General features: G+C 50.2%; 15 protein-coding genes. 11 read left to right on the top strand and 4 right to left on the bottom strand.

Features of this window, described 5'->3' with window-relative positions; genetic code table 11:
• The first annotated feature begins 306 nt into the window (after window positions 1–306).
• Both EIZ37_RS05330 and EIZ37_RS05335 read left to right on the top strand, forming a co-directional pair.
• A complete protein-coding gene (locus EIZ37_RS05330) occupies window positions 307–858 on the top strand; it encodes a DUF5317 domain-containing protein (protein WP_134683534.1) in 552 nt (183 codons plus the stop codon).
• Complete coding sequence (locus EIZ37_RS05335) at window positions 842–2,170, top strand: HD-GYP domain-containing protein (RefSeq protein ID WP_134683535.1); 1,329 nt, start codon at window positions 842–844, stop codon at window positions 2,168–2,170. Before EIZ37_RS05330 ends, EIZ37_RS05335 begins: the two co-directional genes overlap by 17 nt.
• A 49-nt stretch (window positions 2,171–2,219) precedes the next feature.
• Here the strand turns inward: EIZ37_RS05335 and EIZ37_RS05340 are convergent, their stop codons facing one another.
• Entirely contained in the window at window positions 2,220–2,768 is a 549-nt protein-coding gene (locus tag EIZ37_RS05340) for a histidine phosphatase family protein (protein ID WP_134683536.1), read from the bottom strand.
• Window positions 2,769–2,993: 225 nt separating this feature from the next.
• Here EIZ37_RS05340 and EIZ37_RS05345 point away from each other — a divergent pair, with 225 nt between their 5' ends.
• The 3 genes from EIZ37_RS05345 to EIZ37_RS05355 all read left to right on the top strand — a co-directional run bounded on the left by EIZ37_RS05345 (window position 2,994) and on the right by EIZ37_RS05355 (window position 6,912).
• A complete protein-coding gene (locus tag EIZ37_RS05345; RefSeq protein WP_134683537.1) occupies window positions 2,994–4,250 on the top strand; it encodes an argininosuccinate synthase in 1,257 nt (418 codons plus the stop codon).
• Complete coding sequence (argH, locus tag EIZ37_RS05350; protein WP_134683538.1) at window positions 4,247–5,692, top strand: argininosuccinate lyase; 1,446 nt, start codon at window positions 4,247–4,249, stop codon at window positions 5,690–5,692. The genes EIZ37_RS05345 and argH overlap by 4 nt, the downstream gene beginning before the upstream one ends.
• Before the next feature lie 122 nt (window positions 5,693–5,814).
• Window positions 5,815–6,912: a TolB-like translocation protein gene (locus EIZ37_RS05355; protein WP_134683539.1), complete on the top strand. Its 1,098-nt coding sequence runs from the start codon at window positions 5,815–5,817 to the stop codon at window positions 6,910–6,912.
• Between the two features lie 64 nt (window positions 6,913–6,976).
• Here the strand turns inward: EIZ37_RS05355 and EIZ37_RS05360 are convergent, their stop codons facing one another.
• Both EIZ37_RS05360 and EIZ37_RS05365 read right to left on the bottom strand, forming a co-directional pair.
• The gene (locus EIZ37_RS05360; RefSeq protein ID WP_134683540.1) at window positions 6,977–7,420 is read right to left on the bottom strand and encodes a carboxymuconolactone decarboxylase family protein; all 444 of its coding nucleotides are present in this window, start codon (window positions 7,418–7,420) and stop codon (window positions 6,977–6,979) included.
• Between the two features lie 97 nt (window positions 7,421–7,517).
• Entirely contained in the window at window positions 7,518–8,675 is a 1,158-nt protein-coding gene (locus tag EIZ37_RS05365) for an iron-containing alcohol dehydrogenase (RefSeq protein ID WP_134683541.1), read from the bottom strand.
• Between the two features lie 254 nt (window positions 8,676–8,929).
• Between EIZ37_RS05365 and ftsE the strand changes: the two genes are divergently transcribed.
• The 5 genes from ftsE (at window position 8,930) to EIZ37_RS05390 (ending at window position 14,641) form a co-directional block, all read left to right on the top strand.
• Window positions 8,930–9,616, top strand: a complete 687-nt coding sequence (gene ftsE, locus EIZ37_RS05370; protein WP_134683542.1) for a cell division ATP-binding protein FtsE — start codon at window positions 8,930–8,932, stop codon at window positions 9,614–9,616.
• Window positions 9,606–10,499 (top strand): permease-like cell division protein FtsX, encoded by an 894-nt coding sequence (gene ftsX / locus EIZ37_RS05375; protein ID WP_134683543.1) that lies wholly within the window; start codon window positions 9,606–9,608, stop codon window positions 10,497–10,499. The genes ftsE and ftsX overlap by 11 nt, the downstream gene beginning before the upstream one ends.
• Window positions 10,500–10,528: 29 nt before the next feature.
• Window positions 10,529–11,725, top strand: coding sequence for a murein hydrolase activator EnvC family protein (locus tag EIZ37_RS05380; RefSeq protein ID WP_134683544.1), 1,197 nt, complete (start codon window positions 10,529–10,531; stop codon window positions 11,723–11,725).
• An 85-nt stretch (window positions 11,726–11,810) separates the two neighbouring features.
• Window positions 11,811–13,265, top strand: coding sequence for a S41 family peptidase (locus EIZ37_RS05385; RefSeq protein WP_134683545.1), 1,455 nt, complete (start codon window positions 11,811–11,813; stop codon window positions 13,263–13,265).
• A 101-nt stretch (window positions 13,266–13,366) separates the two neighbouring features.
• Window positions 13,367–14,641 carry a PDZ domain-containing protein gene (locus EIZ37_RS05390; RefSeq protein ID WP_235827891.1) on the top strand — a complete coding sequence of 425 codons (1,275 nt, stop codon included), beginning with the start codon at window positions 13,367–13,369 and terminating at the stop codon, window positions 14,639–14,641.
• 82 nt (window positions 14,642–14,723) lie between these two features.
• On the opposite strand, the gene EIZ37_RS05395 is transcribed toward EIZ37_RS05390, so the two are convergent.
• Window positions 14,724–15,389: a flagellar hook assembly protein FlgD gene (locus tag EIZ37_RS05395; protein WP_134683547.1), complete on the bottom strand. Its 666-nt coding sequence runs from the start codon at window positions 15,387–15,389 to the stop codon at window positions 14,724–14,726.
• Between the two features lie 170 nt (window positions 15,390–15,559).
• Between EIZ37_RS05395 and uvrB the strand changes: the two genes are divergently transcribed.
• Window positions 15,560–17,536, top strand: a complete 1,977-nt coding sequence (uvrB, locus tag EIZ37_RS05400; protein ID WP_134683548.1) for an excinuclease ABC subunit UvrB — start codon at window positions 15,560–15,562, stop codon at window positions 17,534–17,536.
• Window positions 17,537–17,542: the final 6 nt, after the last annotated feature.

Below are 17,542 nucleotides of genomic sequence, written 5' to 3' on the forward strand. Positions count from 1 at the left end.
TCTTGCCGAAAAAAGTAAAGAATTGTAAAATTGGCGTTGAGGAGCGGGGCATGATATTATCCATCCTAGTAGATTAGCCGACCTATAGATTGATTCTAGAGGGAAGCTAGCATCGAAACCGATTCCTTCATACAATATCAGAGGAGGGACTAAGAGTGAAAAAGCTATTCACAGCTATTCTCTTGGTTGTTGGTATCGTTGCAGCAACTTCCGCTGCCTGGCACATTGGCTAATTTTTAGAAATGCAGAAAAACACCGCTTTATTTAAAGTGGTGTTTTTCTCAATATACAGGGGGTTCGGGGATCATGTTCCTAGATATACTAGCAATTTCATTCATTATTGCCTTTATACGTGGCGGCCGTTTACATACAATACCTAAGTTCCATATGATCGTGTTTTTGGTAGCGAGTATTCTTTTGCAAGTCGGCTCAGCATTTTTTCCGGCATGGGGAAATATTTTCGTTTCTGTGGCATATTTATGCATGTTCCTTTTCTTCTTTTTTAACCGGGAGCATGAAGATATACGCGTATTTATGATAGGATGGTTCTTAAATGCTACAGTTATTTGGGCAAACAAAGGAAAAATGCCGATTGATCTTGAACAAGCTTTGAAGCTTCCCTATTCCCCAGAACCGATCATTAACGGAGAGGATTTTAAACATATCATCTTAACGGATGATACCCTTCTCCCATTTTTGGCCGATATTATCTATATGCCGTTTCCGATGGCAAGGGTAATCAGTTTGGGTGACATATTCATTATGTTGGGAGCCTTTTTACTTGTGCAACGATTGATGAACAAGCCGATTTCCTTGCTCGAATTACGGGAAGGTAAAAAGTATGCTACAAAAAACTGACTTCTCCTACTATATAAAAAAGCTCATAGTAACATTCATATATCCCATCGCTGCAGCGTCGATCATCATTTCTGTACTACCAAACTGGGAACCCCGTGAGCATTGGAATGTCCTGTTGTCCTACGCTTTGTTGACACTTTTTTGCGCCTTTGCGCCCATTAATATTTTTAATGCCAGACTGACCCTCGGTGGAGCGGTTATGTTTTCAGGCATCATCATGTTTGGCACGTGGGCAGGTGTGTGGGCAGCATTTCTGGAATGTTTAATTATTGCTTTTTTATACAAACCACAATTTTCAAAAACAATGGCAAATGCGGGGCAATTAATCGGAACATGCTGGATTACCGGATTTGCTAAAAGTTATTTGGATATGAGTGGGCTTCCGGTTTTTATCGAAGACACGGTTCTAATCTTTGTATTTTGGATTACGAATACGATTCTTTGTTCAATCGGGATTGCTTATTTTTTCAGATTAAAAACCTATCAATCGATGAAAAGCATGATCACAAGCGGGACAATGTCATACCTGCTGTTTATGTTTTTTAGTTCCATCGGCACGAGAATCGTAGGGGCATTTGACATCCAGGCTCTCCTTCCGATCATTGTGATTTTCCTGGTAATACGACAAATCTTCCACCAATACTTTGATAATCTGATTGCATTGGAGGAAAAGGTGGAAAAAATCAATGACCTGAATCATTCATTTTTAACAGCCTTGGCTGCTTCCATCGATGCCAGAGATGCCTATACAAGCGGCCATTCCCAACGAGTAGCACACTGGGCAAGAGAAATAGCGATTGCGATCGGTTTACCAAAGCCAGAAGTCGACCGGATTTATTATGGCGGGATCATACACGATATCGGAAAAATTGGAATTGAAGATAAAATCCTGAATAAGGCTGGAAGACTTTCAACAGAGGAATTTGCCAAAATCAAGGAACATACAACGATTGGCTATCAGATCCTCAAGCAATCAGGCGTTTTTGAAGACTTGTTGCCAGCAGTAAGATCACATCACGAGCGGCTGGATGGGAGCGGATATCCGGATCAGTTGGCAGGAGATCATATTCCCTTGATTGCAAAGATATTGGCGATTTCTGATTCCTTTGATGCGATGGTTTCAGACCGTCCTTACCGCTCAGGAATGCCGGTTGAAGAAGCTCTGAAACGATTGCGTGATGGTGCCGGTTCACAGTTTGATCCTTATCTTACCGAAGTGTTCATCAAAATAATTGAATCCTATTCGGCGGAGGACATGCATCGTTTCACCAAACAGGTTCGAAATGAACAGCTAGCCGTTACCGTTCAATAAAAAGAAGGAACCCCATGATATCCTTTTAGCAGGATGCCATGGGGTTTGCTTATGGGACAGATGGCCAGATGCGTTTGACAGTGGCTTGGCTGCCATCTATTTGTAAGGAGAAGACGTCCGGATTGGTTAGATGCTGCCAGTCCTGGAAGCCGAAGTCCGGGTGGAAGTGTTTCAATAATAAGGTCAGCAAGCAACCATGGGTAACGATCAATGATGTGGATATATCGGAGGAAAGAATCTCATGTACGATCCCGATCACTCGCTCCATTGCAGTACGACTCGACTCCCCACCAGGAAGACAAAGCTCCATATCCGAAAACGATTCCTCCAACCGCTCCATCCAATCCGGCAAATCTTCTTCCGCCAACACACGTTCCACTAAGCGCGGGTCACTTTGGATAGAAATCCCTTTTCGTGCAGCGAGAGGCTCAACGGACTGCATAGCACGCAAAAATGGACTGCTGATAATCTGTTCGATGTCGATCCCGGCAAAAAAGTCTGCCAGCTGCTCCGCTTGTGCTCTCCCTTTTTCCGTTAGCCTCGCATCAGGTGCTTGCCCTTCCGCAGAGCAATGGCGGACGAGATAGATCGTTTTCATAAGTACCTCCTGTTCCTTCTAAAAAGGATTAATGGGAAGAAATATCCTGCAGGGAATAATTCACCTCGGAAAAATTGCGGATCATGGATTCCTCCGAATTGTCTGACACTCCACTCAGTTGTAACACATTTTTCCAGCGGATGAAAAGATGATAAAATGATTGTATTTTTATAAATTCGAATGTATAATTAACCACAGACATTAACAAGCAGGGAGAGAATTGAAATGGCAAAAGAAAAAATTGTTCTCGCATATTCGGGTGGTTTGGATACTTCTGTTGCAATCAAATGGTTGCAGGACACATATAACTATGACGTGATCGCGGTAGCACTGGATGTAGGGGAAGGGAAAGACCTTGCCTTTGTTCAGGAAAAAGCATTGAAAGTGGGCGCGATCAAGTCCATCATCGTGGATGCAAAAGAAACATTCGCGCAAGAGTACGTATTGCCAGCGCTGAAAGCAAATGCTATGTATGAAGGAAAATATCCGCTTGTCTCCTCTTTGTCTCGCTACCTCATTTCCCGCGTATTGGTGGAGATCGCAGAAAAAGAGGGCGCGGTAGCCGTAGCCCATGGCTGCACAGGGAAAGGAAACGACCAGGTCCGTTTTGACGTTTCCTTCACAGCTTTGAAGCCTGACCTGAAAATCGTGGCTCCTGTCCGTGAATGGGGCTGGACACGTGATGAAGAGATTGAATATGCAAAGCAAAACGGGATTCCGATTCCGATAGATCTGGATAACCCATACAGCATCGACCAAAACCTCTGGGGCAGAAGCTGCGAATGCGGCGTGTTGGAAGACCCGTGGGCAGCACCACCGGAAGGCGCTTACGACTTGACCAAGTCGATCGCCGATGCGCCGGATCAGGCAGAAGAAGTGGAAATCACTTTCGTCAAAGGGGTGCCTACTGCGCTGAATGGCGAAGAGCTGCCGCTGTCCGAATTGATTCTCAAGCTGAATAAAATTGCCGGTAATCATGGCGTAGGCCGTATCGACCACGTGGAAAACCGTCTGGTCGGGATCAAATCGCGCGAGGTGTATGAAACCCCTGCAGCGACTACCTTGATCCTGGCTCACCGCGAGTTGGAGTTCTTGACCCAACCGCGTGAAGTGGCTCAATTCAAACCGATCATTGAACAAAAACTGGCGCAAATCATTTACGAGGGTCTCTGGTATTCGCCTCTCTGCAACGCGCTGCAAGCTTTTGTGGAAGAAACGCAAACATTCGTGACCGGTGTGGTGCGTGTGAAACTGCATAAAGGAAATGCGATCGTCGTAGGCCGCAAATCTGCTTCTTCCCTCTACAGCCACGAGCTGGCGACTTACAACGCCGGCGACACCTTCGACCACAAAGCGGCGCTTGGCTTTATCAAGCTGTGGGGCTTGCCAACGCAAGTATATGCACAAGTGAATGACGGGGTATTGAAGCAAAAGAAAACAGAAATCACGATTGTGAATGAAAAGGAAGCGATTGTGCAATGAAGCTCTGGGGAGGACGCTTTACCAAACCAACCAATCAGCTCGTAGACGAATATACAGCGTCCATCTCGTTTGACAAGCAGATGTGGCGGCAGGATATCGTCGGCAGTCTGGCTCACGTGGCGATGCTGGGCAAATGCGGCATCGTGCCGATGGATGAAGTGAAGCAGATCATCGCCGGGCTAAAGAAGGTAAAAGAAAAAATCGAGCGGGGACAGGTCGAATTCCTGGTCGCGCATGAAGATGTGCACATGAATATCGAAAAGCTGCTGATCGAAGAAATCGGTCCAGTCGGCGGCAAGCTGCATACTGGCCGCAGCCGCAACGATCAGGTGGCGTTGGATATGCATCTCTATCTGCGGGAGAAGCTGCTGGAGATCATCCAGCTGGCGATGTACCTGCAAAAAGCGCTGCTGGAGCAAGCGGAGCAGCATCTCGATACCGTGATGCCGGGTTACACCCATCTGCAGCGGGCTCAGCCGGTATTGTTCGGCTACCATCTGATGGCTTATGTCTCCATGCTGCAGAGGGATATCGAGCGGATGAAAGAATGCTGGAAGCGGGTCAATGTCCTGCCGCTTGGCGCGGGTGCGCTGGCAGGGACGACGTTCCCAATCGATCGCGAATTCGTGGCCGATATGCTGGCGTTTGACGGGATCTACCTGAACAGCATGGATGCCGTCAGCGACCGTGACTTTATCGTCGAGTTTCTGGCAGATTCGTCCTTGCTGATGGCGCATCTCTCCCGTCTGTGTGAGGAGCTGGTCATCTGGAGCAGCCAGGAATTCTCCTTCGTCGAGCTGGACGATGCTTTCTGCACAGGCTCGAGCATCATGCCGCAGAAGAAAAATCCGGATGTGGCGGAGCTGGTGCGCGGCAAAACCGGACGCGTCTATGGCAATCTGTTTGGATTGATGACCGTATTGAAAGGCTTGCCGCTTGCTTATAACAAAGATATGCAAGAGGACAAGGAGGGTATGTTTGATACGGTTGCTACCCTGCACGGCGCTTTGGCTCTGCTGACACCGATGATTCAGACCATGCATGTAAAAACAGAGCGGATGCGTGAAGCCGTCACCAACGATTTCTCCAATGCGACGGATTTGGCGGATTACCTGGTCAGAAAGCAGCTGCCTTTCCGTCAAGCGCATGAAGTGGTTGGCAGAGCCGTCCTCTATTGCATCGAGAAGAAGAAATACTTGCTGGATCTGACGCTGGAAGAGTTCCAAGGCTTCCATCCAGAGATCGGCGAGGACGTCTACCACGCGTTGGCGATCGAGACGGTCGTCAATGCCCGCAATGTCCAGGGGGGAACCGCCCGTAATCAAGTAGAGAAGCAGATCGGTTCGGCACAGGAGTGGTTGATCGATACACAGAAATGGGTGGAGCAAACCAGTCACAAGGTGATGATTGAATCCTTGGTGGATGTAGGTTCGCCAGCCTGACAAAAGGAAACGGACAGAGCTGCAGAAGGATTTCTGCGCTTTGTCCGTTTTTATTTACTTTCCAGCGGATATGGAAGACAATGGATGAGGAGAAAATGAGAGGTGATCAGGGAGAGTGGAAAATGAAACGGCTACTCATCTATTTTGCAAGCATCATCATCCTTTCGTTGCTTCCGGGGAAATCCTTTGCGCACCAACCGCCGTTGGAGCAGCCGCGAACGTTGATTTATCAAATCTTTACAGACAGAAATAAGCCGATGCAGATCGTAGGCGACCTGACACCCATGCATTGGGCGGCTTTGTCACCGGGTGAACGGTTCCTCTATACGGAAAGATTGAACGAGCAGACTCAGCAGTTTTCGTATTATGTGTTCGATTTTGTACAAAAACAATTCACACGGATTACAGGGGAAGGAAAATGGTTTCCCCGTCAGGATCGTTTCATCATCAAGAAAGGAAACGTCCTCGCAAGCTATGATCCGATTGCAAAAACAGAAACCGTGCTGCTGGAAGTCGAGCAGGGCCGGCAGATCATAGATTTCGCAGTGGCACCGGATGAAAAACGGTTAGCCTACCTTGCGACCGCGGGCAAGGATGCGGAGGGCAAAGCACTGGTGCAGCTCTATGTGCAAAATCTAAGCAGCCTGGAACAGACATTGGTGGACACGTTCACAGATACGCGCCCGTGGACGAGCAAGTACCATAACCGCGAAAACCTTTATTGGCTGCCTACCTCCGGAAAGCTCTTTTATTTTGCTGATCAAATCATGGGGGAGAAAAGAGCGCACAAAGTCAAACAATGGGATCGGGAGAGCGGGGAAATCTTTTTGACGGCTTTTCCGCAGTTTCCGTCCTATTCTCCCGATATGGAGATACAGGTTGGCTTTAAAGATAATGTTATGCTGTGGAAGGATCCTACAGGGCAAACCATCAGCCTTGGCGAAGGCTCCCGTATGCAGACAATTCAATGGGCGCCTGCGGGGCATGCCGTGGTGGGCATTCAAGGCTTTGGAGCGCTGGCGGCTGGTTGGGACGAAAAAATAGGGATTCGGTATCAAGATGCAGCCAAGCACTTTTATATGCCTGGAATCTACGAAGGTACGGATTTCCGCAAGCTGCAGGATAATTTCCGCTTCATCGGGTGGGCAAAAGACGGCAAGTCCTTTTACGTAGCGGATCTTGCTCCCATTCCGGGCGAGTGGTATCACAGGCTCCCCTAAATGGCGGGATGCAAAAAAACAAACGGACAGGAACGATACGCTCCTGTCCGTTTGCTTTTGCTTTTTACCGCGTTGGCGGTACCATTCTTACAGTGATTGCCAGCCGATTCCAGCAATTGATCGTATTGATCGCCATGAGCAGATTGATGAACTGCTTTTCGTCAAAATAGGTTCGCACTTCCTCATAGACGTCGTTGGGAACGCCTTTTTCGGAAATAAGCGTAACGGCTTCGGTCAACGCAAGGACAGCGCGCTCTTCGGGTGTATAGCAAGGAGCCTCCCGCCAAGCATTCAGCAGATACAGCCGTTGTTCGGTCTCTCCAGCTTTGCGTGCATCATGGGTATGCATATCGAGACAAAAGGCGCAGCCGTTGATTTGCGACGCGCGTGTCTTGATCAGCTCGTAAAGCTTGTAATCCAACCCGCTATTTCTGACATAGCTCTCCAACTGAAACATTGCCTGATACGCCTCTTGATTTGCCTCATAAGGATTCAATCTGGGTTCCATCCTAATTCCTCCCGATCCGGATTGTAGGGGTTAATTTTTTTCCCTCATCCTTGTAACGAGAAGGCGGATGATTCTGTGACAAACCGATCAGAAATTTCTACAGGCTCATACGTAAAATTTGCGCTACATCTTCAGCGTGCAGCTTCTTGAAGTTGCCGATCGGACCAAAAGGCGTAGCTTTTTTCGCCATCTCGTCAATCTTCTCATCGGTAATCTGATAGTCAGCCAGACGCGTAGGAGCGCCGATTTTTTTGAAGAAGGCTTCCGTCGCTTCGATTCCGGCAAGAGCAATTTCATCATCGGACTTGCCAGCAGGGTCGACATTCCAGACATGGATCGCAAAACGCTTGAAGCGCTCAACGTTTTCCTTGTATACATAGCGCATCCATTGCGGGAAGATGATCGCCAAACCGCCGCCGTGCGGAATATCATAAATGGCGCTGACCGCATGCTCGATGGAATGGGTGGCCCAGTCTGTTACCACGCCGACTGGCAGAGTGCCGTTCAGGGCCATCGTACCGCAGTAGAGCAGATTTGCTCGTGCATCGTAGTCGTTCGGATTGTCGATCGCTTTTTGCGCATTTTCGATCACTGTCAGCAGAATCGACTCGGCAAAGCGGGTCTGCAGCGGAATGTTTTCCGTATGGGAGAAATATTGCTCAAACACGTGCGACATGATATCGCAAATGCCGTAAATGGTCTGGTCCTTTGGCACGGAGAAAGTGTGTTCCGGATCCAGAATCGAGAAGGTCGGGAAAGTGCCGGTACCGCCGTGCTTTTCTTGGGTTTCCCAGTTGGTGATCACGCTTCCGCGGTTCATCTCGGAGCCGGTCGCGGCGAGCGTCAAAATGGTTCCCAAAGGAAGCGCACCCTTTGGCACTGCTTTGCGGGAATAGAAGTCCCATACATTTCCTTCATACACCGCACCGGTTGCCATGGCTTTCGCAGCGTCGATCACGCTGCCGCCGCCGACAGCCAAAATCCAGTCGATCTTGTTTTGTTTGCACAAGTCGATCCCTTTTTGTACGGTGGAAAGACGCGGATTCGGCTCCACGCCGGCCACCTCGTTGACTGTACAGCCTTGCTCTTGCAGGATCGCGATCACTTTATCATATAGCCCGGTCCGTTTGATGCTTCCGCCGCCGTACACGAGCAGAATGGATTTTCCGAGCTTTTGTACCTTATCGGCCAGTACGGAGATTTGCCCTTTGCCAAAGATCAATTCAGTGGGGTTATGGTAGACGAAATTATTCATCACAGATTCACTCCTTCTGGAATAGCATGCCACTTTTAACATTACTGCATCACAAGTTGGAAACGCAAACGGGTTTGCACATTGGCCGGGGAAAAACAAGAGAAACATAGCAGAATCGACAAGAAATGAGAGATTTAGGGGATATCTTTGACGATTTACGATGGTATAATAGGAACGATAGACATCTGGCACGATTGCCGCTGTCGAATATCGTTGCTTACAAACTACTACTGAGATACTAGGATGTGATTTGGTTGATAGAAATGTTCGACGTCTGGAAGACTTACCCGAATGGGACGAACGCCCTCAAAGGGATTAATATACGCATCGAAAAGGGAGAGTTTGTATACGTGGTGGGCCCGAGTGGTGCTGGGAAATCCACCTTTATCAAGCTGATGTATCGCGAAGAGAAGCCTACGAAAGGGCAGATTTTTTTGGGAGGCTTTAACGTCAGCCGCATCAAGGAAGGGCAAATCCCGTTCGTGCGGCGCAGCATCGGTGTCGTCTTTCAGGACTTCAAGCTGCTGCCGACGTTGACGGTTTACGAAAATGTAGCGTTTGCCATGGAGGTCATCGAGACGCCGACCAAGCTGATCAAGCCTCGGGTCATGGATGTGCTCGGACTCGTGAAATTGAAGCATAAAGCGAAGATGCTGCCAAACGAGCTGTCCGGCGGGGAGCAGCAGCGGGTGGCTCTTGCCCGTGCGCTGGTCAATAATCCGGGGATCATCATTGCAGATGAGCCGACGGGAAACCTCGATCCAGAGACATCCTGGGAAATCATGAAGCTGTTTGAAGAGATCAATCAACGAGGAACAACCGTCGTCATGGCCACTCATAACCGCGAGATTGTCAACACGATCCGCAAGCGCGTGGTAGCCATCGAAGCGGGCACGATCGCCCGTGACGAGCAGAGAGGGGAATACGGCTATGAAGATTAGAACGCTCGGACGCCATGCGCGGGAAGGGGTCAAAAACCTCGGACGAAACGGCTGGATGACGTTTGCATCGATCAGTGCCGTCATGATTACCCTCTTGATTTTAGGGGTATTCCTGATCCTCGCGCTCAATGTCAACCATGTGGCCAAAACGATTGAAAACCAGGTAGAAATCCGCGTGTTCCTCGATGTATTGGCAGATAAGCCAGCCGTCGATCAGGTCGAAGCAGAAATCCGCAAGCTTCCGCAGGTGAACACTATCACGTTTATTTCCAAAGAAGAAGGCTTGAAGCAGTTTAAAGAGAGCCTGGGGGAAAAGGCTTATCTTTTTGAAGGCTTGGAGAATGAAAATCCGCTGCCTGATTCCTTTGTCGTGAAAACCAAGCTGCCGCAGGATACTTCTACCGTGGCAAAGCAAATCGAGAAAATCCAGTATGTCAGTGGTGTGAACTACGGTGCGGGTACCGTCGAGAAGTTGTTTACAGCCACTGCTACGATCCGTAATGTCGGCATCGTCTTCATCGTCGGGCTTTCGTTTACCGCGATGTTCTTGATTGCCAATACGATCAAGCTGACGATTGTCGCCCGCAGACGGGAAATCGAGATCATGAAGCTGGTTGGGGCGACCAACTGGTTTATCCGCTGGCCGTTTTTCGTAGAAGGCCTCTTGATGGGGATCATCGGTGCCCTCGTGCCGATCATCTTACTGGGCGCCGGATATTTTTATTTGCTGGATGCAATGCAGACGAATATCACACTCGCGCTATTCAAGCTATTACCACTCTTCCCACTCGTGTATCAAGTCGCGCTTGCATTGCTCGCAATTGGTGCTTTCATCGGTATTTGGGGAAGTCTCGTATCGGTTCGCCGATTCTTGCGTGTATAACAGGTCTTTAGATAGCGGGGAGGGGTAGTATGAAAAAGAAGGTCGCAGTTTCATTGCTGCTTGCTTGCCTGATTGGCGGCACGACAGTGGCAGATCCGATCGGGATGGCTGCCAGCAAGCAGGAATCCGTAAATAAGATCAACAGAGAGCTGGATGCCATCCGTGCGAAAAAACGTGCCCAGCAAAAAGAAGTGAACCAAATCAAAGCACAGCTGAAGGAAGTCAAAAGCAAACGCCAGGATTTGGAGAACGAATTGATGGCGATCGACCTGCGGCGCAACGAGGCCCAGGCTAAGTTGGACAAGCTTCAAGTGCAGATCGAGGATACGACGCAAAAAGCAGTGGAAGCCCAACAGCAGCTCGATGAAGCAGAGGAGCGCGTGGCCAAACGGGAGGGCTTGTTGAAATCCCGCGTCAAATCGATGTACGAGCGCGGCAATGTTTCCTACATGGAGGTGCTGCTCGGCTCCTCCGACTTCGGAGATTTTCTCACGCGCATGCAGGGCCTGCAGATGATTTTGGAGCAGGATACCCGTATACTGGAAGATAACCTGAGGGATAAAGAGACCGTCAGCGGCAAGAAAAAAGAAGTGGAGAAGCTGCTGGCTAATTTCGAAGCGATGTTCGCGCAGGCGGAGGATCTGAAAGCCGAGCTGGATCAGCAGTATAAGCAGAGTGCCGTCGTAAAAGCGGAGCTGCAAAAAACGGAAGCGAACCTGCATGAGATCGAAGAGGAAGAGGAAGCAAAGTTCCTCGAGTATGTCCGTGCGGAATCGGCGAAGATGAAGGAACTGAGCAGATTGTCGCAAGTGAGCAACTACCGGGGGGGTGTCCTCGGTTTGCCACTGGCGGAAGGGAGCTTCCGATTCACTTCGGGCTTCGGAATGCGCCGAGACCCGTTTACTGGACGTTCTGCGGGGCATAATGGTTTAGATATGGCAGCGCCGCGTGGTACCCCGATTTATGCGGCTGAAGCAGGCATTGTGTTGTTTGCCGGCTATTACGGCGGTTTTGGTAACTGCGTCATGATCAAGCATAATGAGACGATTACGACGCTGTACGGTCATATTCGTGAAGGCGGGATCAAGGTGAAGGCCGGACAGAGCGTGAAAAAAGGCCAAAAAATTGCTGAGGTCGGTTCTACCGGACGTTCTACAGGAAACCATCTCCACTTCACCGTCTACAAAAATGATGTCGCGGTCGATCCAAGAGGGTACCTACGCTAGCGGAACCAGACAAATATTGTGCCTAGCGATTGCATAGACTAGTGCGTAACTTTTCCAAACAGGCACAAAGGATGGTGTAAAGGCAATGAGATGGAATGGACGTACAGTGCTTGCACTTGTGCTTGTCTCGATGATGGCGAGCAGCTTGTTCACCATGACGTTTCTCAAGGAGACCACGCAAGCGAGCAGCCTGGTAAGCGTGTCATCAAGCGGGAAAGGTGATGCAAGTGATCTTTCCAAGCTGCAGGATGCGCTGGAAATCATCAAGCGAGATTATATTCAAAAAGTGGACAATGATCAGCTGATTGAAGGTGCCATTCAAGGCATGATCAAGACATTGGACGATCCGTATTCCGATTACATGAATCCGGACGCGGCCAAGGAGTTTACTGAGTCACTCGGCTCCTCCTTCCAAGGGATCGGTGCAGAGGTGACGCTGCAAAACGGACGTGTGACGATCGTGTCGCCGTTTAAAGGATCGCCTGCAGAAAAAGCGGGGCTTCGTCCAAATGACCAGATTCTGAGCGTGAACGGCGAGTCGCTGGAAGGACTCGACCTGTATCAAGCGGTGCAAAAAATTCGCGGACCAAAAGGCTCCAAAGCAGTCCTGAAGGTCATCCGGGCTGGCAGCACCGAGCCGATGACGATCACGTGCATCCGTGATGATATTCCGATCGAGACCGTATACAACGAAGTGATTACAAAAGACAACAAAAAATACGGAAAGCTGGAAATCAGCCAGTTCTCCGTAGACACAGCCAAGCACTTCAAGGAACAGCTGGCAGCCCTTGAAAAACAAGGCATCGAAGGCTTGATCATTGACGTTCGCGGCAACCCTGGAGGTTATCTGTTGGCCGTAAAAGAAATCGGTGAGCTGCTGGTGCCAAAGCAAGGGGTCATCGTGAAAATCCAATACGGTGACAACGCCAAGGGCGAAGAAGTGATGCGCTCGACTCTGGATAAAGCGAAACCTTATCCGGTGGTCGTCCTGATCGACAACGGCAGCGCGAGCGCCTCCGAGATTTTGGCGGGAGCGATGCGTGACAGCGCCGGCTACAAGCTGGTTGGCGAAAAGTCGTTTGGGAAAGGTACCGTGCAAAACACGGTGGAAATGAGAGACAAGAGCCAGCTCAAGCTGACGATTGCCAAATGGTTGACCCCAAGCGGCGAATGGATTCACAAAAAAGGCATCGAGCCGGATTACAAGGTCCAGCAGCCGACTTACTTCACAGCGACACAATTGCCGCAGGATAAAGTGCTGCAGCGTGATCAAAATGGCGCAGATGTGAAAAACCTGCAAGTGATTCTCGAAGGGCTGGGGCTTGCTCCAGGCCGCACGGATGGCTACTTTGATGAGAAAACGGAAGCAGCCGTCAAGCGCTTCCAGACCTCGAAGAAGCTTCCTGCCACAGGAAAAGTGGAGAAGGCTACGGCTGCCGCGCTGCAAGAAGCGATTTTGGCTCAAATCAAAGATCCGAAAAACGACAAGCAGCTGCAAAAGGCGGTCGAGGTCTTGGCAGAACAAGGAAAAGCAAAATAATCATGTCAGCGGAAGGGATTCGCTTCTCTTTTGTCGAAAAGAAACCACGGTATATCCAAGACCGTGGTTTTTCTTATGTCATACCCGCTGGAGGGATCTCCTTGTTTTCAAGTTGGGAAATCGTGCTACAGATTCTTTCCGGCTTGGGCTATTTTTTGCTCAATCCGTTTATGTATCTATTTGTCCTGTTCATATACTTGCATTATCGCAGGCAGATGAACTTTGAACGGCAGCTGTTTTCAGTCCGCATTCATTCTCCGCTGCTGCAAACGATAAGAGCCGTGGGGATGGGGCTGGTTGGCGGTTTGCTTGTATCGGTCGCCGCCGGCGGGCTTGGTGTCATGGTGCAGTCGCGTGACCTGTGGATGTTGTGGGGCCTGGCCATCGTACTCTCGCTGTTTCGTGTCCGGTTCCTTTGCCTGGCCTATGCCACTGGCGTATTGACGCTGCTGCATGGAGTCGCCTTGCTGTTCCCGCAGGCCGCAGATGTACAGGGGGTGGGCATTGTCTGGAGCTGGCTTCTGGAAGCCAGGCCCGTGCCGATTCTGGCGATGGTGGGATTGCTTCACCTGGCGGAGGCTGTGCTGGTGCGCTGGAATGCGGGCAAGGATGCTTCGCCGCTGTTTTTGGAAGGAAAACGCGGGCGGATTATCGGCGGATATCAGCTGCATTCGTTTTGGCTGACACCGTTGGTTGTCTTGGTGCCAACAGCTGCCGGCCAAGGCGTTGAGGGAGCTCTCTTTGCAGGATGGCCGCTATTCATGCCGGAGAGCCATGCGTTTGCCTTCATGCTGCTGCCTGCAGTCACCGGGTTCTCCGATGTGACCACGACAACGGTGCCAATGAAAAAAGCACAACAGACCGCCAAGCAATTGGCTGTGTATGCGATCGTGTTGACAGCGGTGGCTTATGGAGCCGTATGGGTGCCTGCACTGATGATACTGGCAGCCGTCGTCGCCATCGTCGGTCATGAAGGGCTATTCTGGCTCAGCCGTTGGGAGGAAAGACAGAAGCCCCCTTATTTTATTCAGTCTGACCGAGGGATCAAGGTGATGGCTGTGCTTCCTGGAACTCCGGCGGAGGAGATGGGCATCCAAATAGGAGAAGTGATCGTACGGGTGAATGGGGTGCCAGTCAGACAACGAGAGGACTTGTATCCCGCTCTCCACGTGAATCCGGCTTTTTGCAAGATGGAAGTGTTGACGCATGCGGGGGAAATCAAGTTTGTGCAGTGTGCCGTTTACGCGGGCAATCATCATCAGTTGGGCATCATCGTGGTACCGGATGCCCAGACTCAATATTTTGTGGACCTGCGCAAAGCCAGCATTGTACAGCTGCTCAAGCAGCGTTTGGAAAAACTGCGGATCGGCGCATAACATAGTAGCTTTTAGACGAGACATCAAAAAACTCCAGCATCTGGTATGCTGGAGTTTTTTGCTATGCGAAGAGAATGATTGATTAAACTGCGTCATTTTGGGATTCAAAGCCAACCACCTGAGAAGGCTTGACACGAGTGTCATCAGACAGCACAAGCTCGACTAAGCCGTTTTTCATGCTTACGGCTGCAACCGTGCCCGTCTTTTCCGCATTATTCGCATCTGTAAAGGTGATTTCATAGCCGATCATCTGGGTGTATTTCAGGGAAGAATCCAAGGTGGCGTCTCCGCTGGAGCTGCCTTTTGCGTTCAGACCGGTGACATCGTCACGGGCTATGATATCGTCGCCAATCGTGAAGTAAATCTTGCCGTCTTGTACATTCACGGCATCGATTGCTCCTGTTTTCACCTCAACGGATTTTTCACCTGTGATGTCATTGGTTGTTGTTTTGTTGTAGGTAGCGGTACGGCCGACCAACGCCTCGTATTTATCCAAGTTCAAATAGTTGTTGTTGGCTTCCTCCAAGATTTTTTCCATGTTCGTCATTTTTTCGACCATGGTCATCATGGACGTCTGCTGCAGGAACTGGTTGTTGTCCATCGGGGACAGCGGGTCCTGCTGTTTTAACTGTTCCAGCATGAGCTTCATGAAGGAAGTGGAGTCCAGCTCGGTGCTAAACTCTTTTTTGTTTTTATAGCTATATGCCGAAGAGACTGTAGAGGTTGTGCTATTCACTGCGTCTGCCATTCCAGTACCTCCTGTTGGTTAGGGCTTGGCCCGAAGACATTCGTTTATGGTATAGATATCGGATTTTATCGAAACTGCCAATAGACAAACATTTGTTCGAATCGATGGCTTATTTTTGGATTTTTTGTGCTATAATGGTTGATAAGAAGATGAAGGAGTTGAACGGATTCATGGATCGTTTTCAACTGGTGTCGGAGTTTGAGCCGTCCGGGGATCAGCCGACTGCGATCGCTGAGCTGGTCGAAGGCGTTCTGGCCGGCAAGCGCCACCAAACCTTGCTGGGTGCGACGGGCACAGGAAAGACGTTTACCGCTGCCCAAGTGATTGCAAAAGTGAACAAGCCTACGCTGATCATGGCCCACAATAAGACGCTGGCAGCCCAGCTGGCGGCCGAGTTCAAGGAGTTTTTCCCCCACAATGCTGTCGAGTATTTCGTCAGCTACTACGATTACTACCAACCGGAAGCATACATTCCCCAGTCAGACACCTATATCGAAAAAGACTCCAGCGTGAATGAGGAAATTGACAAGCTGAGACACTCGGCCACCAGTGCCCTGTTTGACCGGCGCGATGTGATTATCGTTGCCTCTGTTTCGTGTATCTACGGTTTGGGTTCTCCGGAGGAATACAGGGAACTGCTGCTTTCCCTGCGTGTGGGAATGGAAAAGGGAAGAGACGAAGTGCTGCACAGGCTGGTTGACATCCAATACAACCGCAATGACCTCAATTTTACACGCGGAACCTTTCGAGTACGGGGAGATGTCCTGGAAATCTTTCCGGCATCGCAAAGCGAAAGGGCCATTCGCGTGGAGTTTTTCGGGGATGAGATCGAGAGGATTACCGAGATCGATGTCCTGACGGGAGAGATCATCGGACTGCGTGACCATGTGGCGATTTTCCCGGCTTCCCACTATGTGACCAGGGCCGAGAAGATGAAGCTTGCGGTAGCCAGCATCGAACAAGAGCTGGAAGAACGTCTGGCAGAATTCAGGGCGGCGGGGAAGCTGCTGGAAGCACAACGCTTGGAGCAGCGGACCCGTTACGATATCGAAATGATGATGGAGATGGGCTTTTGCTCCGGGATTGAAAACTATTCCCGCCATTTGACCGGATTGCCGCCGGGTCATCCGCCTTATACCTTGATCGACTATTTCCCAGACGATTTCCTGTTGATCATGGATGAGTCGCATATGACGCTGCCACAGGTGCGCGGCATGTATAACGGCGACCGCGCGCGTAAAGACGTGCTGGTCGAGCATGGCTTCCGTCTGCCTTCCGCACGGGATAACAGGCCGCTGCAGTTTGAAGAATTCGAGAAAAAGATCCATCAGGCGATCTACGTCTCGGCTACGCCAGGTCCATATGAAATGCAGCATTGTCCAACATTTGTACAGCAAGTGATTCGTCCGACCGGATTGATCGATCCGACCATCGATGTGCGCCCGATCAAAGGGCAGATTGATGATTTGATCGGCGAAATCCGTGCGACGATTGCGAAGAGTGAGCGGGTGCTGGTGACGACGCTGACAAAAAAGATGGCGGAGGATTTGACGGACTATCTGAAAGAGGTCGGCATCAAGGTCCGGTATTTGCACTCGGATATCAATACATTCGAACGGATGCAGATCCTGCGGTCCCTGCGACTTGGGGAATTTGACGTGCTCATCGGGATTAACCTGCTGCGGGAAGGTCTGGACTTGCCGGAGGTATCCTTGGTGGCGATTCTCGATGCTGACAAGGAAGGCTTCCTGCGCAACGAGCGCTCGCTGATTCAGACCATTGGACGTGCAGCGCGCAACTCAGAAGGCCGGGTGATCATGTATGCGGACAAAGTGACCGACTCCATGGCAGCGGCCATCCGTGAGACGGAGCGTCGCCGCAGCATTCAGCTGGCATACAATGAAGAGCATGGCATTACCCCGCAAACGATCAAAAAAGCGGTTCGCGATGTCATCGAGGCGACGCGTGTGGCCGAAGAGAAGGCCGATTACCTGCCGCAAGTCGAATTTAAGAAAATGTCCAAAAAGGATCGCCTCCAAGTCATCGAGCGGATGGAAGACGAGATGAAAGAGGCAGCGCGCAGCCTCCAATTCGAAAGAGCGGCGGAACTGCGCGACCTGATCCTGGAGCTGAAGGCGGAAACCTAAGGAGAG

The sequence above is a fragment of the Brevibacillus migulae genome (assembly GCF_004521915.1).
Lineage (GTDB): Bacteria > Bacillota > Bacilli > Brevibacillales > Brevibacillaceae > Brevibacillus_F > Brevibacillus_F migulae.